Origin of the sequence: Streptomyces sp. NPDC101237, from assembly GCF_044767465.1 — a bacterium.
Classification (GTDB): domain Bacteria; phylum Actinomycetota; class Actinomycetes; order Streptomycetales; family Streptomycetaceae; genus Streptomyces; species Streptomyces gramineus.
Genome location: NZ_JBIWNY010000013.1, coordinates 235,135 through 253,938 on the forward strand (window position 1 = coordinate 235,135; position 18,804 = coordinate 253,938).

An 18,804-nucleotide genomic window follows, 5' to 3' on the forward strand; every position below is an offset into this window, starting at 1 on the left:
CACCGGCCGACCCCGACGGGACCGCCCCGCTCCCCCAGGCGAATCGGCGGACCAGCACACAGAAGACCCCAAAGCCCCTGTGAAACTCCCGGCCGACCGGAATGCCGGACCGGGGCGTACCGGGTGGGCGGCGCGGCTCACTCCGCCGCCGTCAGCCTCTGGTCCGTCATGCCCAGGCGCGCCTGTTCCTCCTCGACGATCCGGCGGGCCAGTTCGGTGTCCGACACGTCGACGGCGTCCGGGGTGGACTCGGCCACGGCGCTGCGGCGCGCGTAGGCGTCGAAGAGGCGGGTCTTCTTCTCCAGCATCTTCACCAGGCGTTCGTCCACGCCTCCGGTGGCGAGCAGGCGGTGCACGCGGACCGGCCTGACCTGGCCCATGCGATGGGCCCGGGCGACCGCCTGATGCTCGATGGTCGGCTTGATCTGCGGCTCGCACAGGACGACGACGGAGGCGGCCTGCATGTTGAGGCCGACACCGCCCGCCTGGATCTGCGCCAGCAGCACCGCCGGTCCCTGGACCGCGGCGAAGTCGTCGACGACCTGCTGCCTGCGTCCCGCCGCGACGCTCCCGGTGAGCGGACCGGACACCGGGGCACCGGCGGCGGAATCCGCGACGAGCGCCGCCCGCACCACGGCCAGCACGTCCTTGAAGTAGGAGAAGACCACCGTCTTCTGCCCGTTCTCGCCGGCCTCCTGGACGATCTCGCGGAGCCGGTCCAGTTTGGCCGATTTCTCCGGGCGCGCGTACGCGGCCCTGCGCATCGCCATGAAGTTGCCCGCGCGCACGGCCTCGCGGTACGCCTCCTCGTCCGAGGCGCTCAGCTCCTCCCACTCGTCGGTGTGCTGGAGACTGGGGAGTTCCGTCAGGACGTCCTCCTGGTTGCGCCTCAGGTAGACCGGCGCGACGGCCCTGCGGAAGGCGACCGATCCCGCCAGGGCGTCCCGCTCGCCCAGGGCGTCCGCGACCCCCCGGTCGAGCATCCGGACCAGGTTGCGGAACTCCACGACCCGGTTCTCCATGGGCGTACCGGTCATGAAGAGGCAGCGGTCGCAGCGTTCCACCCAGAGCGCGACCGACTGGGACCGCTTGGCGCCCGGGTTCTTCACGGTGTGCGCCTCGTCCACGACCAGCAGCCCGACCTCGCCCTCGGCGGGCGCCGGGAAGCCGCGCAGCGCGTCGAACGTGGTCACCGCCACCCCGCCCCGCTCCCGCCAGTCGGCGAAGGCGTCGTGCCGGTCGGGTCCGTGCAGCACGGTGACCCGCAGGGCGCTGCGGGCCTCGATCTCCCGGGTCCAGTTCACGAGGACGCTCGCCGGGCAGACGACCATGAAGTGGCTGCGCCCCTCGGCGGCCAGGTGGGCCAGGACGGCGATCGCCTGGATGGTCTTGCCCAGGCCCATCTCGTCGCCGAGTACGACCTTGCGCTGGGCGAGCGCGAACCGGGCGCCGAACGCCTGGTATCCGCGCAGGGAGACCCGCCGGTGCGTGTCGTCGAGGTGCTGCGTGCGCACCCGCTCGGCGATCTCCTCCGGCAGGAAGCCCTCGGCGGCCGCCGTGTCGGGCGGCCGGCCGGAGATCTCGGCGAGCAGGCCGTAGTAGTCGGCGGAGCGGAGTTCGAAGTCCACCCAGGCCGCGACGTCGGAGGAGGATCCGCGCAGCAGGTCCACGGAGGCCTGGGCGAGCAGTTCGGGCAGGCCCGCCCGGTCCGCCTCGTCCGCCAGGGAGCGGATCTCCTCGACCGCCGCCAGGGCACGCGCCCGCTTCTCCGGGCCGGCCAGCAGCATCCGCAACCGCCCGGCGGCCGGTCTCGCGTCGGCCAGCAGCGGTCCGAGCCGTTCCGACAGGGCCGTGGCACGGTCCAGCGCGCGCCGGGCGTCCGGTCCCGCTTCCACCAGGACCTGCAGCGCCATGACGAGCGCGGTCGTGCTCGGCTCGGGCCGGTCCACGTCGATGTGGACGGCCACCGTCTCGTGCACGGCCTCGGAGAGCCGCCGAGCCGCGCCGAGCATCTGGTCGACGGTCCGCTGTCCCACCCCGGGAATCTGCCGCAACCGGTAGGGGCCCGCTTCGAGGACGTCGCCCACCGTGCGCAGCCCGCTCTTCTCCACGTGCCCGAGCCGCAGGCGGCCCTCGGTGACGTCCTGGAGCCGGGCCACGGGTATGGCATCGAGTTCCCCCCGGACCGCCGCGTCCTGGATCGGCCCCAGCGCCGCCCGCACCGCCTCCACGGCCCTGCCGTGATCGACGACCACCGCCCGCGCCGCCTCGCACAGCCGCGCTCCCCGCGCGACCACATCCCGCTCGCCCCGCCCCACCGGCCCCGCCCCTCTCCCGCCCTCCCGACATCCTCCCACCGCCCCCACCACACGGGCCGGACCTTCTACCGGACGCCGACGGCGGTCGCGGACGCCCACGACAAGAGTGGGGCACCAGGACGAGAGGAAGGCAGCCGCCCCACCGCCGATCTCGTGGCCCGCCCATCGTCGAATCGCTACGGTTGAGCCATGACCGCACTGCCCGACTGGATGCGCCCGCCGCGCGAGGAAGGCTGGTTCGCGGAGGACCTGGACCGCCTTCCCGACGCACCCCGCCACACTGAGCTGATCGACGGAGCACTTGTCTTCATGATGTCGCCCCAGCGGTGGTGGCACGGCCACCTCGTCACGATGCTCACCGTCGCTCTCATGGAGCAGGCGCCCGGCGACGTCAGGGTCGGCCGCGAGATGACCGTAAGGCTCGACGAGCGCAACCGGCCCGAGCCGGATCTGCTGGTGACGACGGCAGACTACGACGGAGACCGCACCTGGTTCACGCCGGACGAGGTGCGACTCGTCATCGAGGTCGTCTCACCCGAGTCCGCGCACCGGGACCGCACGGTCAAGCTCCGCAAGTACGCGGAGGCCGGCATCCCGCACTACTGGTGCATCGAGGACGAAGGCGGCGCCCCCGTCGTCCATGTCTACGAACGCGACGAGCCGACCGGCGTCTATGCGCCCGCCGGGATCTTCCGGGGCACGCTGAAGCGCCCGGTGCCTTTCGAGATCGGCCTGGATCTCGACGGCCTCACCCCGCCACGGCGGGGCTAGGCGCCTGCGTCGCGTCGGCGCGGGACGACGGAGGGGCTGAGTTCTGGCGAACTCAGCCCCTCCGGCCTCCTTGTGCGAAGCGTCGGCCGCCTGACGGCGACCGATCGGTCACACGTTGAACCGGAACTCCACCACGTCCCCGTCCTGCATCACGTAGTCCTTGCCCTCCATGCGGGCCTTGCCCTTCGCGCGGGCCTCGGTGACCGAGCCGGTCTCGACCAGGTCGTCGAAGGAGATGACCTCGGCCTTGATGAAGCCCTTCTGGAAGTCCGTGTGGATGACGCCGGCCGCCTCGGGGGCCGTGGCGCCCTTCTTGATGGTCCAGGCGCGGGACTCCTTGGGACCGGCCGTGAGGTAGGTCTGCAGGCCCAGGGTGTTGAAGCCGACGCGGGCCAGGGTCGCGAGGCCGGGCTCCTCGGCGCCGACGGACTCCAGCAGCTCCAGGGCGTCCTCCTCGTCCAGCTCGGCGAGGTCCGCCTCCAGCTTGGCGTTGAGGAAGATCGCCTCGGCCGGGGCGACCAGGGCGCGCTGCTCGGCCTTGAAGGTGTCGTCGGTCAGCTCGTCCTCGTCGACGTTGAAGACGTAGAGGAAGGGCTTGGTGGTCAGCAGGTGCAGGTCGTGCAGGAGCTCGGCGCGCTCCGAGCCCTGGAGGATGCCCTGGGAGAAGAGGGTGTCGCCCTTCTCCAGGATCTCCTTGGCCTCCTCGACGGCCTTGACCTTGGGCGCCACGTCCTTCTTGATCCGCGACTCCTTCTGGAGGCGCGGCAGGACCTTCTCGATCGTCTGGAGGTCGGCGAGGATCAGCTCGGTGTTGATCGTCTCGATGTCGTCCTTCGGCGAGACCTTGCCGTCGACGTGGACGACGTTCTCGTCCTTGAAGGCGCGGATGACCTGGCAGATCGCGTCGGACTCACGGATGTTCGCGAGGAACTTGTTGCCCAGGCCCTCACCCTCGGAGGCACCGCGCACGATGCCCGCGATGTCGACGAAGTCGACGGTCGCCGGGAGGATCCGCTGCGAGGAGAAGATCTCGGACAGCTTGGCCAGGCGGGCGTCGGGGACGCCGACCACACCCACGTTGGGCTCGATCGTGGCGAACGGGTAGTTGGCCGCGAGCACGTCGTTCTTGGTCAGGGCGTTGAACAGGGTCGACTTGCCGACGTTGGGCAGGCCGACGATTCCGATCGTGAGCGACACGTTGCGACTTCCCGTAGTGAGTGGGTGAGTGAGCCGGAGGCGGCCTGTGCCGGCGGGCCGGCCGATCCACCAGTTTACGGGGTTCACCGGCCCCGGCCGGCGGCCGCGTCGAACACCTGGACACGGTCCGCTCTTCGGCTTGGTTTCGGCGTGTCTGGTCTGCGATTCGGCACATTAACCGACCTAAGTTGGTCCGGTGGAGCAGCACAGGACCCGTCCCCGACAGCACGGACCGCGCCGTGGCGCCCCCCGCCCGCCCCTGCCGCCGCAGGCCGGACGGCGGCCGGCCCCGGCCGAGCGGCCGCCTGCCCCGCGCGGCGCGCGTCCGGCGCCGGCGGCCGGACCGTCCGGCCCGCGGCTCACCGGTCTCGGCGCCGGCCTGTTCTGCGCCACCGCGATGTTCCTGCTCGGCTTCCTGGACGACCTGCTGTTCGGGGCGTCCCTGACCGTCTACGGCGTGCTGTCCCTGCCGGTGTGCGCGCTGACCGCGCTGTGGGTGCGCGGGAGCGATCTGCTGACCGCCCCCGTCGTCGTCCCGATCGCGTTCGCCGCCGGCCTGCTCACCGTCTGCGACGACGGCGGCGGCGGCTTCCTGGGCGGTGTGATGGGCCTGGTGACGGCCCTGTCCACGCAGGCCGGCTGGCTCTACGGCGGCACGCTGGTCGCCGGGTCGGTCGTCGTCGTGCGCCGGATCCGGCTGATCCGGCACCGGCGCCGGGGCTGACCCGCGGGCCGTCCCCGGCCGTGCCCGGACCGCCCGCGGCTACCTGGCGTGTTCGGACGCGCGCATCGCCGCGCCCACGATCCCCGCGTTGTTCTGCAGCTGGGCCGGGACGATCTCGGCCCTGATGCCCTCGATGAGCGGCAGGAACTTGTCGGCCTTGCGGCTGACACCGCCGCCGATGATGAACAGCTCGGGCGTGAACAGCATCTCGACGTGGGCGAGGTACTTGGTGACCCGGCGGGCCCAGTGCTCCCAGGTGAGATCCTGGTCCTCCTTGGCCTTGCTGGACGCCTTCTTCTCGGCGTCGTGGCCGTCCAGCTCCAGGTGGCCCAGCTCGGTGTTGGGGACCAGCTCGCCCTCGGTGAACAGGGCGCTGCCGATGCCGGTGCCGAAGGTGAGCAGGATGACCACGCCCTTGCGGTCGCGGCCCGCGCCGAACCGCATCTCGGCCACGCCCGCCGCGTCCGCGTCGTTGACCACGGTCACCGGCAGGCCGCCGAGCCGGTCGCTGAACAGCGTGCGGGCGTCGGTGTCGATCCAGCTCTTGTCCACGTTGGCCGCGGTGCGGATGTGCGTGCCGTCGCTGATCACCCCGGGGAAGGTGAGCCCGACCGGGCCGGTCCAGCCGAAGTGGTCGATGACCTGCTTGACCCCGTCGGCGACGCTGTCGGGCGTCGCCGGGTGCGGGGTGAGCACCTTGCACCGCTCCTGGGCCAGGTCGCCCTTGTCCAGGTCCACGGGAGCGCCCTTGATCCCGGAACCACCGATGTCCACGCCGAAGATCTGCATGGCTCCACGTTACGTGGTACGACTGACAGTCACGACGCCGGACCGCCCCGCGGTCACACCGTCGTACGAGCGCCGCTCACGCGCCGGTGCCGCTGCCGCCGCGCTCGGCGACCAGGGCGGCCGCCTCTTCGCGCAGGTCACGGCGGAGTTCCTTGGGCAGCGAGAAGGTGATGGACTCCTCTGCCGCCTTGACGATCTCCACGTCGCCGTAGCCGCGCTCGGCGAGCCACTCGAGGACCTCCTCGACCAGCACCTCGGGCACGGAGGCACCGGAGGTCACGCCGACGGTGGTCACCCCGTCCAGCCAGGCCTCGTCGATCTCGGCGGCGAAGTCCACCAGGTGGGCGGCGCGGGAACCGGCCAGCTTGGCGACCTCCACGAGCCGCTTGGAGTTGGAGGAGTTGCGGGAGCCGACCACGATGACCAGGTCGGCCTCGGCGCCCATCTGCTTGACGGCGAGCTGGCGGTTCTGGGTGGCGTAGCAGATGTCGTCGCTCGGCGGCGAGATCAGCTGCGGGAACTTCTCCTTGAGCGCGTCGACCGTCTCCATCGTCTCGTCGACGGAGAGCGTGGTCTGGGAGAGCCACACGACCTTGGACTCGTCGCGGACCTCGACCTTGGCCACGTCCGCCGGGCCGTCGACGAGCTGGATGTGCTCGGGGGCCTCGCCGGAGGTGCCGATGACCTCCTCGTGGCCCTCGTGGCCGATCAGAAGGATGTCGTAGTCCTCGTTCGCGAACCGGACGGCTTCCTTGTGGACCTTGGTGACGAGCGGGCAGGTCGCGTCGATGGAGGCGAGGCGGCCGCGCCGGGCCTCCTCGTGGACGACGGGGGCGACGCCGTGCGCGGAGAACATCACGATGTTCCCGGGCGGGACCTCCTCGGTCCGCTCGACGAAGACGGCGCCCTTCTTCTCCAGGGTCTGCACGACGTACTTGTTGTGCACGATCTCGTGCCGGACGTAGATCGGGGCCCCGTACTGTTCCAGGGCCTTCTCGACGGCGATCACGGCGCGGTCCACACCCGCGCAGTAGCCACGGGGGGCGGCGAGCAGGACACGGCGGCCAGGCGAAGCAGTCATGGCACCCATCGTAAGGCCGCGTTCGGGGGCCCGGAGATCGCGTCCGGTGACGATCCCGGGGAGGCCGGCCGAAGACCGGAGCGGGGTGCGGCACACGTCCGCGGGAGGCACTGGTGTCCGAGACCGGTACGGCGACGGCGCCCCCGCCCGGAGCGGAGGAGCGGCACCGGCTGCGGCGCGGTCTCGGCTTCCGGGACCTGGTGGTCTGCGGCCCGCTGTTCATCGCCCCGATGAAGCTGGTGTCGGTGGTGGACATCGGGGCGCTGTCGGCGTTCACGCCGCTGCGCGCGAGCGTGGTGAGCTGGTTCGTGGTGCGCCGCGCGGGCGGCGAGGTGCGCTGGTGGCGGCACGTGGTGGTGCCGGTGGCGGGCGCGGCGGTCACCGTCGCGGTGATCGTGGCGGCGTCCGGGGCGGCGCAGGCGGTCGGCGCGGTGCGGCCGGCGGCGGGGCTGCTGACGGCGGCCGCGCAGCGCCGGTTCGCGGGGGACGGAGCTGTCGGTGGGCGCCGTTACGCTCGGCGCATGGCTTTGAACACGTCTGTCGAAACGCCGCTGCCCGTCGGCGAGGTGTCCCGGCTGATCGGCGGGTGGATCGACCGGCTCGGTGCGGTGTGGGTCGAGGGGCAGATCACCCAGCTCTCGCGGCGGCCGGGCGCGGGCGTGGTGTTCCTGACGCTGCGGGATCCGTCGTACGACATCTCGATCGCCGTCACCTGCTACCGGCAGGTGTTCGACGCCGTCGCCGACGTCGTCGGGGAGGGTGCGCGGGTCGTCGTGCACGCGAAGCCGGAGTGGTACGCGCCGCGCGGGCAGCTGTCGTTGCGGGCGGTGGAGATCAGGCCGGTCGGGGTCGGGGAGCTGCTGGCGCGGCTGGAGGCGCTGAAGAAGTCGCTGGCCGCCGAGGGGCTGTTCGCCGCCGGGCGGAAGAAGCCGCTGCCGTTCCTGCCGCAGCTCATCGGGCTGGTGTGCGGGCGGGCCTCGGCCGCCGAGCGGGACGTCCTGGAGAACGCCCGGCACCGGTGGCCCGCGGTGCGTTTCGAGGTGCGGAACGTGCCGGTGCAGGGCGTGCACGCCGTGCCGCAGGTCGTGCAGGCGGTGAAGGAGCTGGACGCGCTCCCGGAGGTCGACGTGATCATCGTGGCGCGCGGCGGCGGCAGCGTGGAGGATCTGCTGCCGTTCTCCGACGAGCAGCTGGTGCGAGTGGTCGCCGGGTGCCGTACGCCGGTGGTGTCGGCGATCGGGCACGAGCCCGACACGCCGCTGCTCGACTACGTCGCCGACCTGCGGGCGTCCACTCCGACCGACGCCGCCAAGAAGGTCGTGCCGGACGTCGGGGAGGAGCTGGAGCGGGTGCGGATGCTGCGGGACCGGGCCCGGCGGTGCGTGGACGGGCTGGTGGCGCGGGAGGAGCGGGGGCTGGCGCACGCGCTGGCGCGGCCCGTGATGGAGGATCCGCACCGGATGGTCGACGAGCGGGCCGATCATGTCGCCTCGCTGGTGGACCGGTCGCGGCGCACCCTCGGGCATCTGCTCGACCGCGCCGACTCCGAGCTGACGCACACGCACGCGCGCGTGGTGGCCCTCTCCCCCGCCGCCACGCTGCGGCGCGGGTACGCCGTGCTGCAGAAGGACGACGGCCGGGTGGTGCGGGATCCGGGGGACGTCGGGCCGGGCGAGGCGTTGCGGGCGCGGGTCGCCGAGGGCGAGTTCACGGTGCGGGCCGACGGCTGACGCCGGGCCGTACCAGTCGATGAGAAAGGTCAGTGCATGAGCAGCAGGACGGATGAGGCCGCCCTCTCCTACGAGCAGGCGCGGGACGAGCTGATCGAGACCGTGCGGCGGCTGGAGGCCGGCGGGACGAGTCTTGAGGAGTCCCTCGCGCTGTGGGAGCGGGGCGAGGAGCTTGCCCGGGTGTGCCGGCGGTGGCTGGAGGGGGCGCGGGCCCGGCTGGACGCGGCGCTCGCCGAGGAGGAAGAGGCGGCGGACGGCGACGCGGAGGAGGAGTGAGGGCGGTGGTGTGAGCGGGCGGCGGGTGTGAGGCGAACCACCGGATTCCGTCCGTTGTTGAAGGTTGAAACTTCACGGCGTATGGTCGGTGCCGTCAGCGTATCCGGACCGCGGTCCGGATAGTACGGATCGCGATCTCCAGGAAGTTCGACACCATGTCTCTCGTTCTCGACTCCGCCGCCCAGGACCTGCTGTTCCGCGAGGCCCGCACCGCCAACACCTTCACCGACGAGCCGGTGACCGACGAGCAGGTCCAGGCGATCTACGACCTGGTCAAGTACGGCCCGACCTCCATGAACCAGTCGCCCCTGCGGGTGATCCTGGTCCGCTCCGCCGAGGCCCGCGAGCGCCTGGTGCAGCACATGGCCGAGGGCAACCAGAAGAAGACCGCCACCGCCCCGCTGGTCGCGATCCTCGCCGCGGACAACGAGTTCCACGAGGAGCTGCCGCAGCTCTTCCCGCACTTCCCGCAGGCCAAGGACGCCTTCTTCGGCGACCGCGGCGTGCGCGAGGGCAGCGCCGCCCTGAACGCCGCCCTCCAGGCCGCGTACTTCATCGTCGGCGTCCGCGCCGCCGGTCTCGCCGCCGGCCCGATGACCGGCTTCGACTTCGCGGGCGTCCAGAAGGAGTTCCTGGACGACGACCACACCCCGCTGATGGTCGTCAACATCGGCAAGCCGGGCGAGGACGCCTGGTTCCCGCGCTCCCCGCGCCTGGCCTACGACGACGTCATCACGACCGTCTGAGCCATCCCGCACGCGTGAGAGGCCCCCGGCGCTGTCGCCGGGGGCCTCTCGCGTCGTCGGCGGCCGGTCAGGACATCTTCAGCGCGGCGGCCATCTTCGTCAGCTGGGCGAAGGAGGCGGTGCCGGCCACCACCGTCGTGGAGCCGGGAGTGTTCTCCAGCACCAGCGCGTCGTAGCGGCCGCCGGTGTAGTGCGTCCAGGTGCGGTCGCCGATCGTCTCGGTCCGCTTCGTGGCGGTCGCGCCCTGGCTGGCGTCCGTGATGAAGTCGGCCGGCTTCTGAGTCGACTGCTCGATCTGGACGTACTGACCGTCGGGGGTCTGGTAGCCGAGGTGCCAGCGGTCACCCTCCTCGCCCTGGAAGCGGACCGAGGTGGCCTTCCAGTCGCCGGGCAGGCCCTGCGGCGCGGCCACCGGGTACGCCGCGGCACGCCGGGCCGTCAGCAGCTCGACCCGGTAGTCGACCCGCCGGATGTCGGGAGCGTGATCGTCATGCGGGACGAGCAGGTAGATGAAGCCCGCCGCGAGGCCGATCAGGGCCAGGGAGAGGATCATGTCCCTGACCGTCTTCTGCTTTCCGTTCGTACCTGCCACGCCCCCTATCGTCGCAGGTGCCCGTCGCGCTCATCCGTGGGGTCCCCTGCTCATTTTGTCAGCCTGGGGATAGAGTCGACGGGAACCCTCATCCGGCCGTCGTCGTATCAGAAAGGTGCGCTCCGATGACCGAGCATCATCACTTGCCGTCCGAACTCGATGTCCCCTCCGAGGCCCCCGACCGCAACCTCGCCCTGGAACTCGTCCGCGTGACCGAAGCCGCCGCGCTGGCCGCCGGCCGCTGGGTGGGCCGCGGCGACAAGAACGGCGCCGACGGCGCCGCGGTACGCGCGATGCGGACCCTCGTCTCCACCGTGTCGATGAACGGCGTGGTCGTCATCGGCGAAGGTGAGAAGGACGAGGCCCCGATGCTCTTCAACGGAGAGCGCATCGGCGACGGGACCGGCCCCGAGGTCGACATCGCCGTCGACCCGATCGACGGGACCACGCTGACCGCGAAGGGCATGCCCAACGCGATCGCCGTGCTGGCCGCCGCCGAGCGCGGCGCCATGTTCGACCCGTCCGCCGTCTTCTACATGGACAAACTGGTCACCGGCCCGGACGCGGCGGACTTCGTCGACATCGACGCGCCGGTCTCGGTCAACATCCGGCGCGTCGCCAAGGCGAAGCGGGCCACCCCGGAGGACGTGACCGTCGTCATCCTCGACCGGCCGCGGCACGAAGGGATCATCCAGGAGATCCGCCAGGCCGGCGCCCGCATCAAGCTGATCTCCGACGGCGACGTCGCCGGGTCGATCTACGCGCTCCGCGAGGGCACCGGCGTCGACATGCTCCTCGGGATCGGCGGCACCCCCGAGGGCATCATCTCGGCGTGCGCCGTGAAGTGCCTCGGCGGCACCATCCAGGGCAAGCTGTGGCCCAAGGACGCCGAGGAGCGGCAGCGGGCCCTCGACGCCGGGCACGACCTGGACCGGGTGCTGACCACCGAGGACCTGGTGACCGGGGAGAACGTGTTCTTCGTCGCCACCGGGATCACCGACGGCGAGCTGCTGCGCGGCGTGCGCTACCGCTCGGAGACCGCGCTGACCGAGTCCATCGTGATGCGGTCCAAGTCGGGCACCGTACGGAAGATCGACTCCGAGCACCGGCTGCGCAAGCTGCGGGCGTACAGCTCGGTGGACTTCGACCGGGCCAAGTGACGCGTCCGGCGGAAGGGGCCGCGGGCAGGGCCTCGCGCCCCTGACGGGAGCCGCCCCCGCAGGTCCTCGGAAGGGCGCCCTCTGTGCGGAGAGGGCGCCTTCTCGTCAGCCGGCCTGCGCTATGTGGTTGGTCGCCGTCGCTCGCGCCGCCTTCTTCAGTTCCATGTCGCGGCGCCTGCGCCGGGCCAGCACCACGCGGCGCTCCGCCGCGGTGAGGCCACCCCAGACGCCGTACGGCTCGGGCTGGAGCAGCGCGTGTTCGCGGCACTCGACCATCACCGGACAGCGGGCGCAGACCCGCTTGGCCGCTTCCTCGCGGGACAGCCGGGCGGCGGTGGGTTCCTTGGACGGTGCGAAGAACAGGCCAGCCTCGTCGCGCCGGCACACCGCCTCGGTGTGCCAGGGTGCGTCTTGGTCCCTGTCCCGCACCGGCACCCGCTGGGCCGGCACGGCAGCTACCTGCAGGGACGAATGCGGCGGTTGCAGCACGGTCTACTCCTGACGACGGCTTCGCGAGCGAGAGACGATGCAGCAAGGCCTACCCGCTGTGCGCGGGCCTATGCACAGCGTCCCCAACGGCCGTGGCACCGCGGCCTGTTCGCGACCCCGGGCATATTCGGGCCGTCCGCGATTCGCGTCCGTCAACGGTCCAGGTGTTTGCGCAACGTCCTGTCGACCTTGTCCTGAACCCGGTCCAGGATGTCCTCGATGAACTTCCCGCGCTTCGGCCGCGCCTCCACGTTGCCGAGCACCGCCCATCCCTCGACATAGACGACCGGCGCGTCGGCGTCGACCGAGTCGCGCGTGTCCGCCTCGAAGTTGCCGAGCACGCCCCCGCCGGTGCCGCGCAGCGACACGTTCTCCGGGACGCGGATCTGGACGTCGCCGAAGACCGAGAACGCCCTGATGACGACCTGCTGGTACTCGAAGATCGCCTCGGTGAGGTCGAGCTCGACGGAACCGAAGACCGCGTAGGCGTGCAGTCGGCGGCCCGCCCGCCAGCGGCCCCGGCGGCGGGCGCTGCTGAAGACCGCCACCACGTTGCTGTCCGGCTCGACGGGGATCGCGCCGGGCGTCGGCCGGGGCGGTACCGGCGTGTAGCCCGCGGCGGCCGGACGGGCGTGGGCCGCCGGCAGGTCCCGTATGAACACCTCCAGCTCGCCCACCGTCTTGGCGCTCAGCACGCCTTCCACGCGCTCGGCGTGCTCGTCGGCGGTCAGGCGCCCCTCGGCGAGGGCCTCCCGCAGGATGTCGGCGATGCGGTCACGGTCGGCGTCCGAGGCGCGCAGCTCGGCGACCGGCGTCCCGGCGCGCTCCTGCGAGGTCTGCTTCTGAAGGTCCACGGCAGCAGAGTACCGAAACGCGATAGATCGCGACTAGGGGTGTGGACGACCCCGGCGTGTCGAACTGAGCCTTACCTCACAGGCTCCGGCTCCGGGGCAGGTTCTACGCTGGACAGCGCCCGCCGACGTCGACGGGCAGCCGTCCGTCAGAGTGAGGAATGGGCTGAGATGCCTGAGTTCGCGTATACCGATCTGCTTCCCCAGGGCGAGGACACCACGCCGTACCGGCTGGTGACCTCGGAAGGCGTGTCCACCGTCGAGGGGCCGGACGGGCGGACGTTCCTCACGGTGGAGCCGGAGGCGCTGCGCAAGCTGGCGGAAGAGGCGATCCACGACATCCAGCACTACCTGCGCCCCGCCCACCTGGCGCAGCTCCGCCGGATCATCGACGACCCGGAGGCCTCGGCCAACGACAAGTTCGTCGCGCTCGACCTGCTGAAGAACGCGAACATCGCGGCGGCCGGCGTGCTGCCCATGTGCCAGGACACCGGCACCGCGATCGTCATGGGCAAGCGCGGACAGAACGTGCTGACCGAGGGCGGCGACGAGGCGGCGCTGAGCCGCGGCATCTACGACGCCTACCTGAACCTCAACCTGCGCTACTCGCAGATGGCTCCGCTCACCATGTGGGAGGAGAAGAACACCGGCTCCAACCTGCCGGCCCAGATCGAGCTGTACGCGACCGACGGCGGCGCCTACAAGTTCCTCTTCATGGCCAAGGGCGGCGGCTCGGCCAACAAGTCGTTCCTCTACCAGGAGACGAAGGCCGTCCTGAACGAGGCCTCCATGATGAAGTTCCTGGAGGAGAAGATCCGCTCGCTCGGCACGGCCGCCTGCCCGCCGTACCACCTGGCGATCGTCGTCGGCGGCACCAGCGCCGAGTACGCGCTGAAGACCGCGAAGTACGCCTCCGCGCACTACCTGGACGAGATCCCGGCCGAGGGCTCGCCGCTCGGCCACGGCTTCCGGGACAAGGACCTGGAGCAGAAGGTCTTCGAGCTGACGCAGAAGATCGGGATCGGCGCGCAGTTCGGCGGCAAGTACTTCTGCCACGACGTGCGCGTGGTCCGGCTGCCCCGGCACGGCGCCTCCTGCCCGGTCGCCATCGCCGTGTCGTGCTCCGCGGACCGGCAGGCCGTCGCGAAGATCACCGCCGAGGGCGTCTTCCTGGAGCAGCTGGAGACCGACCCGGCGCGGTTCCTGCCGGAGACGACCGAAGCCGAGCTCAACGGCGGCTCCGCCGCGGGCCTCGACGAGTCGTCGGACGTGGTGAGGATCGACCTGAACCAGCCGATGGAGACGATCCTCGCCGAGCTGACGAAGTACCCGGTCAAGACCCGGCTCTCGCTCACCGGTCCGCTGGTCGTCGCCCGCGACATCGCGCACGCCAAGATCAAGGAGCGGCTCGACGCGGGCGAGGAGATGCCGCAGTACCTGAAGGACCACCCGGTGTACTACGCCGGTCCGGCCAAGACCCCCGAGGGGTACGCCTCGGGCTCCTTCGGTCCCACCACGGCCGGCCGCATGGACTCCTACGTGGAGCAGTTCCAGGCGGCGGGCGGCTCCAAGGTGATGCTCGCCAAGGGCAACCGCAGCAAGCAGGTCACCGACGCGTGCGAGGCGCACGGCGGCTTCTACCTCGGCTCCATCGGCGGCCCGGCCGCGCGGCTCGCGCAGGACTGCATCAAGAAGGTCGAGGTCGTCGAGTACGAGGAACTCGGCATGGAGGCGGTCTGGAAGATCGAGGTCGAGGACTTCCCGGCGTTCGTCGTGGTGGACGACAAGGGCAACGACTTCTTCCAGGACCCGGCCCCGGCCCCGACGTTCACCACCATCCCGGTGCGCGGTCCCGGGCTCGCCTAGCGTCCGGTGGGGAGCGGCGGGGACGGTCCTCGCCCCCGCCGCCCCCGGCCGTCACCGGCGGGAAGAGGTCAGTAGGGCATGCAGCCGAACCAGTTCACGGTGGCGCCGGACGTGGTGTAGCCCATGCACCTGACGGTCTTGTCGTGCTTCGTCGCGGTGCCCGTGACCGGGCTGTCCGCGTAGTCCGTCTTGTGCCGGCGCTCCACGAGGGTGTCGACCTCGACGCGGTACCAGCGCTTGCCGCCGCCGGACGGCACGCTGCAGCCGCGGGCGGTGATGTTGCGGCTGGGATCGCCACTCCAGACCGGCCGCTCGGCGCGGTCGCAGTGGGCACGGTGCGAGCCGCCGTCCGCGGCCGCCGTTCCGGCTCCCGCGCCCAGCAGGGTCGCCGCGCCTATGGACACCGCCGCGATGGCGCCGAGCAGACCCTTGGGAGTGAAGTTCATCGGTCGGTCCTCCTGCCAGCCGTGGCGCCGGCGGGATCGCCGGTCACCTTAGGCAGATAGTCACACTTATCCGTGATGTCCGGCTCGGCGGCGGAGGACACAGTCCCCCGACCCGGTGACGTCGGTGGTGCCAATGCAGCAGGCCGGAACAACCGCGTCACCCCGATCGCTGACACCTGCATGAGCGACTACCGCATCGAACACGACTCCATGGGCGAGGTCCGGGTCCCGGCGCACGCCAAGTGGCGGGCCCAGACCCAGCGGGCCGTCGAGAACTTCCCGGTCTCCGGGCAGCGGATCGAGCGCGCGCACATCGAGGCCCTGGCCCGGATCAAGGGCGCGGCGGCCAAGGTGAACGCCGCGCTGGGAGTGATCGACGAGGACATGGCCCGGGCGATCCAGGAGGCGGCCGGGGAGGTCGCCGAGGGGGCGTGGGACGAGCAGTTCCCGGTGGACGTGTTCCAGACGGGGTCCGGCACCTCGTCGAACATGAACACCAACGAGGTCCTGGCGACGCTGGCGACCGAGCGGCTCGGGCGCGAGGTGCATCCCAACGACCACGTCAACGCCTCGCAGTCGTCGAACGACGTGTTCCCGTCGTCCCTCCACATCGCCGCCACCGCCGCCGTCACACGGGACCTGATCCCGGCTCTGGAGCATCTCGCCGCGTCCCTGGAGCGCAAGTCGGCCGAGTTCGCCGACGTCGTGAAGTCCGGGCGGACCCATCTGATGGACGCCACGCCGGTGACCCTGGGGCAGGAGTTCGGCGGGTACGCGGCGCAGGTGCGGTACGGCGTGGAGCGGCTGCGGGCCTCGCTGCCCCGGCTGGCCGAACTGCCGCTCGGCGGGACGGCGGTGGGCACCGGGATCAACACCCCGCCCGGGTTCTCCGCCGCGGTGATCGAGGAGGTCGCGCGGGTCACCGGGCTGCCGTTCACCGAGGCCCGCGACCACTTCGAGGCGCAGGGCGCGCGGGACGGGATCGTGGAGACCAGCGGGCAGCTGCGGACGATCGCGGTCGGCCTGACGAAGATCGCCAACGATCTGCGGTGGATGTCCTCGGGACCGCGCACCGGGCTCGCCGAGATCGCGCTGCCGGATCTGCAGCCGGGGTCCTCGATCATGCCGGGCAAGGTCAACCCGGTGATCCCGGAGGCCGTGCTGATGGTGGCCGCGCAGGTCATCGGGAACGACCAGACGATCGCGGTGGCCGGGGCGGCCGGGAACTTCGAGCTGAACGTGATGCTTCCGGTCATCGGCAAGAACGTGCTGGAGTCCGTCCGGCTGCTCGCCAACGTCTCGCGGCTGCTGGCCGACCGGACCGTGGACGGCATCACCGCGCACCGGGAGCGGGCCCGCGAGTACGCCGAGTCCTCCCCGTCCGTGGTCACGCCGCTCAACAAGTACATCGGGTACGAGGAGGCCGCGAAGGTGGCCAAGAGGGCGCTGGCGCAGCGCAAGACGATCCGCCAGGTGGTGGTCGAGGGCGGGTACGTCGAAAAGGGGGATCTGACCCTCGCGCAGCTGGACGAGGCACTGGATGTCCTGCGGATGACGCGGCCGTAACCGCGTGCGAACGTTTCGCGCCGCCCGGCCAGAACCGTGACGTCCACCGCAGCGTCGTATGCCCATGGCACCTAATATCTGTGCATGGCAGACGGTGGAGCGGTGAGACGCGTGACGCGCGGGGAAACGGGCGGTGCGGCCGGCGGCGGAGCAGGGTTCTGGGCTCCGGGGAGCCAGATCCTGTGGCGGTACCGGGAGAACGCCGGACACGGTTTCCACATCGCGCGCCCCGTCACCGTCGTCCGCGACGACGCGGAGCTGCTGGCCGTCTGGCTGGCGCCCGGCACCGAGTGCGTCAGGCCCGTCTTCGCCGACGGCACGTCGGTCGGCGAGGAGCCGCTGGAGTCCCGCTACACCAAGCCGCGCACCGTCCGGCGCGGCCACTGGTTCGGCACCGGCGTGCTGAAGCTCGCCCGGCCCGGTCAGGCCTGGTCGGTGTGGCTGTTCTGGGAGCCGGGCTGGCAGTTCAAGAACTGGTACGTCAACCTTGAGCAGCCGTTGGCCCGTTGGGACGGCGGAGTCGACTCCGAGGACCACTTCCTCGACATCTCGGTGCACCCGGACCGCAGTTGGCACTGGCTCGACGAGGACGAGTTCGCCCAGGCACAGCGGGACGGCCTGATGGACGCGGAGACGGCCGAACGGGTGCGGGCGGCGGGCCTGTCCGCGGTGACCGCCGTACGGGCCTGGGAGGCGCCGTTCTCGGACGGCTGGCAGCACTGGCGCCCGGACCCGTCATGGGCGGTACCGTCGCTGCCGGAGGACTGGGACCGTACGCCCGCGCACGTGTCCACATGAGACCCTTGATGCGCCCCCGGTACACAACCGTAGGATCGTCCTCCGCAAGGGCGCGCTGAGCACAACTCCCGGAGGATGTCCGGGCTTGACCGAACGTCACCGAGGGGCGGCAGGACGTGAGCGAGGGGTACGAGGGCAGCACCGGCGAGCGGGGCGCGGCCCGTAGATCGTTCGCGGGCGGCACGGGAACGGCGCGCGGCCACGCCGGAATTCCGTTCCTGGGACACGTAATCCGGGTATCGGAGTCTCGGCGGGACCACCTGCGCGCCCGGCGCGCAGCCCCGGACGGACGGATTCGACACGCGTGACGGAGCACCCCACCTCCTACGAGCGCCCGCAGCCGGGCGCCGACCCCGCTCAGGCCCGCGGGGCGCTCCTGCGTACCCCGCACCCACCACCGCAGGCACAGCCCCGCCCGTCCGGCGCCACCGCCTTACCGGCACAGGCCCGCGCGGGCGAGACGCCCACCGGCCCCGGTACCAGCACGTCCGAGGAGCACTCCGTCAACGGCCCCGAGCACGCCCAGCCCACCAGCGCTGAGCCCGATCCGCACCGGCCTCGCCCCACCCCGGAGGGGATCCCGCCGCAGCCCGGCGCCGAGCAGGAACGGGTGACGGGCGCGGGCTCCGCCGAGCGCCGCACCGGTCGCGGACTGCCGCCCGGCCGCCCGATGCCGATGCGCCGGGACGGCGACCGGCTGCGCTTCGTGGGAGCCGCCACCCGCCGCATCGCGCGGGGCATCGACCTGGACGAGATCGTGATGGGGCTGTGCCGGGCGACCGTGCCGACCTTCTCGGACGCGATCCTGGTCTATCTGCGCGACCCGCTGCCGGTCGGGGACGAGCGGCCGGTCGGCCCGGTGGTGCTGCGGCTGCGCCGTACCGACCGGATCGCGGAGGAACGGGACACCGACGGCTTCCCGCCACTGCCCGTACCGGAGCCGGAACCGGCCGACATCGGCCTGTCCGCGCTCACCGCGGAGCTGTGCGAGGTACGGCCCGGCGGTGCTCTGAACGAGGTGCTGCGGGGCGTGCGGCCGGTTTTCGCCGACTCCCCCGCGGCGCGCTCCGCGCTGCCCGAACTCCTCGGCGAGGGCGCCGACGCGCTGGTCCCCGGCGGACAGCACGCGATCCTCGCGCCGCTGCGCGGCCGGCGCCGGGTGATCGGCGCCGCGCTGTTCCTGCGCCGCCCGGAGCGGCTCGCCTTCGAGGCGGACGACCTGCTGGTCGCCGCCCAGCTGGCCACGCACAGCGCGCTCGGCATCGACAAGGCGGTGCTGTACGGCCGGGAGGCCTACATCGCCGACGAGCTGCAGCGGACCATGCTGCCCGAGCACCTGCCGAGCGCCACCGGCGTGCGGCTGGCCTCGCGCTACCTGCCGGCCGCCGAGACCGCGCGGGTCGG

17 protein-coding genes and 1 pseudogene are annotated in these 18,804 nt (G+C 71.7%); 10 read left to right on the forward strand and 8 right to left on the reverse strand.

Annotated features, from left to right (window positions below; genetic code table 11):
- Positions 1–137: 137 nt before the first annotated feature.
- A complete protein-coding gene (locus tag ACIRQ9_RS21860; protein WP_404175711.1) occupies positions 138–2,318 on the reverse strand; it encodes a DEAD/DEAH box helicase in 2,181 nt (726 codons plus the stop codon).
- Between the two features lie 189 nt (positions 2,319–2,507).
- On the opposite strand from ACIRQ9_RS21860, the gene ACIRQ9_RS21865 reads away from it, so the two are divergent.
- Positions 2,508–3,089: a Uma2 family endonuclease gene (locus ACIRQ9_RS21865; protein ID WP_404175714.1), complete on the forward strand. Its 582-nt coding sequence runs from the start codon at positions 2,508–2,510 to the stop codon at positions 3,087–3,089.
- A 108-nt stretch (positions 3,090–3,197) separates the two neighbouring features.
- Here ACIRQ9_RS21865 and ychF read toward each other — a convergent pair whose 3' ends face one another.
- Positions 3,198–4,286 (reverse strand): redox-regulated ATPase YchF, encoded by a 1,089-nt coding sequence (gene ychF, locus ACIRQ9_RS21870; protein ID WP_404175717.1) that lies wholly within the window; start codon positions 4,284–4,286, stop codon positions 3,198–3,200.
- A 196-nt stretch (positions 4,287–4,482) separates the two neighbouring features.
- Between ychF and ACIRQ9_RS21875 the strand changes: the two genes are divergently transcribed.
- Positions 4,483–5,010, forward strand: coding sequence for a DUF6542 domain-containing protein (locus ACIRQ9_RS21875; protein WP_404175720.1), 528 nt, complete (start codon positions 4,483–4,485; stop codon positions 5,008–5,010).
- Positions 5,011–5,049: 39 nt separating this feature from the next.
- Here the strand turns inward: ACIRQ9_RS21875 and ppgK are convergent, their stop codons facing one another.
- Positions 5,050–5,799, reverse strand: coding sequence for a polyphosphate--glucose phosphotransferase (gene ppgK / locus ACIRQ9_RS21880; RefSeq protein ID WP_404175724.1), 750 nt, complete (start codon positions 5,797–5,799; stop codon positions 5,050–5,052).
- Between the two features lie 76 nt (positions 5,800–5,875).
- Positions 5,876–6,889 carry a 4-hydroxy-3-methylbut-2-enyl diphosphate reductase gene (locus tag ACIRQ9_RS21885; protein WP_404175727.1) on the reverse strand — a complete coding sequence of 338 codons (1,014 nt, stop codon included), beginning with the start codon at positions 6,887–6,889 and terminating at the stop codon, positions 5,876–5,878.
- A 512-nt stretch (positions 6,890–7,401) separates the two neighbouring features.
- Here ACIRQ9_RS21885 and xseA point away from each other — a divergent pair.
- The 3 genes from xseA (at position 7,402) to ACIRQ9_RS21900 (ending at position 9,632) form a co-directional block, all read left to right on the forward strand.
- Positions 7,402–8,610, forward strand: a complete 1,209-nt coding sequence (gene xseA, locus ACIRQ9_RS21890) for an exodeoxyribonuclease VII large subunit (RefSeq protein ID WP_404175803.1) — start codon at positions 7,402–7,404, stop codon at positions 8,608–8,610.
- 36 nt (positions 8,611–8,646) lie between these two features.
- Entirely contained in the window at positions 8,647–8,886 is a 240-nt protein-coding gene (locus tag ACIRQ9_RS21895) for an exodeoxyribonuclease VII small subunit (RefSeq protein ID WP_404175730.1), read from the forward strand.
- Between the two features lie 155 nt (positions 8,887–9,041).
- Entirely contained in the window at positions 9,042–9,632 is a 591-nt protein-coding gene (locus ACIRQ9_RS21900) for a malonic semialdehyde reductase (RefSeq protein WP_404175733.1), read from the forward strand.
- A gap of 67 nt (positions 9,633–9,699) precedes the next feature.
- On the opposite strand, the gene ACIRQ9_RS21905 is transcribed toward ACIRQ9_RS21900, so the two are convergent.
- A complete protein-coding gene (locus tag ACIRQ9_RS21905; protein WP_404175736.1) occupies positions 9,700–10,224 on the reverse strand; it encodes a DUF4245 domain-containing protein in 525 nt (174 codons plus the stop codon).
- 125 nt (positions 10,225–10,349) lie between these two features.
- On the opposite strand from ACIRQ9_RS21905, the gene glpX reads away from it, so the two are divergent.
- Positions 10,350–11,384: a class II fructose-bisphosphatase gene (glpX, locus tag ACIRQ9_RS21910; RefSeq protein ID WP_404175739.1), complete on the forward strand. Its 1,035-nt coding sequence runs from the start codon at positions 10,350–10,352 to the stop codon at positions 11,382–11,384.
- 105 nt (positions 11,385–11,489) lie between these two features.
- Here the strand turns inward: glpX and ACIRQ9_RS21915 are convergent, their stop codons facing one another.
- Positions 11,490–11,873, reverse strand: coding sequence for a WhiB family transcriptional regulator (locus ACIRQ9_RS21915; protein ID WP_404175742.1), 384 nt, complete (start codon positions 11,871–11,873; stop codon positions 11,490–11,492).
- 152 nt (positions 11,874–12,025) lie between these two features.
- Positions 12,026–12,727, reverse strand: coding sequence for a DUF1707 domain-containing protein (locus tag ACIRQ9_RS21920; protein ID WP_404175745.1), 702 nt, complete (start codon positions 12,725–12,727; stop codon positions 12,026–12,028).
- A 168-nt stretch (positions 12,728–12,895) separates the two neighbouring features.
- Between ACIRQ9_RS21920 and ACIRQ9_RS21925 the strand changes: the two genes are divergently transcribed.
- Positions 12,896–14,590, forward strand: coding sequence for a fumarate hydratase (locus ACIRQ9_RS21925; RefSeq protein ID WP_404175748.1), 1,695 nt, complete (start codon positions 12,896–12,898; stop codon positions 14,588–14,590).
- Between the two features lie 68 nt (positions 14,591–14,658).
- On the opposite strand, the gene ACIRQ9_RS21930 is transcribed toward ACIRQ9_RS21925, so the two are convergent.
- Positions 14,659–15,036: a hypothetical protein gene (locus ACIRQ9_RS21930; protein WP_404175751.1), complete on the reverse strand. Its 378-nt coding sequence runs from the start codon at positions 15,034–15,036 to the stop codon at positions 14,659–14,661.
- Positions 15,037–15,216: 180 nt separating this feature from the next.
- On the opposite strand from ACIRQ9_RS21930, the gene ACIRQ9_RS21935 reads away from it, so the two are divergent.
- The 3 genes and pseudogenes from ACIRQ9_RS21935 to ACIRQ9_RS21945 all read left to right on the forward strand — a co-directional run.
- Positions 15,217–16,602, forward strand: coding sequence for a class II fumarate hydratase (locus ACIRQ9_RS21935; protein WP_404175754.1), 1,386 nt, complete (start codon positions 15,217–15,219; stop codon positions 16,600–16,602).
- A gap of 84 nt (positions 16,603–16,686) precedes the next feature.
- A complete protein-coding gene (locus ACIRQ9_RS21940; protein ID WP_404175757.1) occupies positions 16,687–17,400 on the forward strand; it encodes a DUF402 domain-containing protein in 714 nt (237 codons plus the stop codon).
- 304 nt (positions 17,401–17,704) lie between these two features.
- Positions 17,705–18,804 (forward strand): annotated as a pseudogene (locus ACIRQ9_RS21945) (serine/threonine protein phosphatase); the annotation flags it as partial.

Bases quoted from the DNA above. Each gene is read 5' to 3' on its own strand.
- ACIRQ9_RS21900 (WP_404175733.1), top strand. From the start codon at position 9,042: ATGTCTCTCGTTCTCGACTCCGCCGCCCAGGACCTGCTGTTCCGCGAG.
- ACIRQ9_RS21935 (WP_404175754.1), top strand. From the start codon at position 15,217: ATGAGCGACTACCGCATCGAACACGACTCCATGGGCGAGGTCCGGGTC.
- xseA (WP_404175803.1), top strand. From the start codon at position 7,402: ATGGCTTTGAACACGTCTGTCGAAACGCCGCTGCCCGTCGGCGAGGTG.
- ACIRQ9_RS21885 (WP_404175727.1), bottom strand. From the start codon at position 6,889: ATGGGTGCCATGACTGCTTCGCCTGGCCGCCGTGTCCTGCTCGCCGCC.
- ACIRQ9_RS21930 (WP_404175751.1), bottom strand. From the start codon at position 15,036: ATGAACTTCACTCCCAAGGGTCTGCTCGGCGCCATCGCGGCGGTGTCC.
- glpX (WP_404175739.1), top strand. From the start codon at position 10,350: ATGACCGAGCATCATCACTTGCCGTCCGAACTCGATGTCCCCTCCGAG.
- ACIRQ9_RS21895 (WP_404175730.1), top strand. From the start codon at position 8,647: ATGAGCAGCAGGACGGATGAGGCCGCCCTCTCCTACGAGCAGGCGCGG.
- ACIRQ9_RS21940 (WP_404175757.1), top strand. From the start codon at position 16,687: ATGGCAGACGGTGGAGCGGTGAGACGCGTGACGCGCGGGGAAACGGGC.
- ppgK (WP_404175724.1), bottom strand. From the start codon at position 5,799: ATGCAGATCTTCGGCGTGGACATCGGTGGTTCCGGGATCAAGGGCGCT.
- ACIRQ9_RS21865 (WP_404175714.1), top strand. From the start codon at position 2,508: ATGACCGCACTGCCCGACTGGATGCGCCCGCCGCGCGAGGAAGGCTGG.
- ACIRQ9_RS21925 (WP_404175748.1), top strand. From the start codon at position 12,896: ATGCCTGAGTTCGCGTATACCGATCTGCTTCCCCAGGGCGAGGACACC.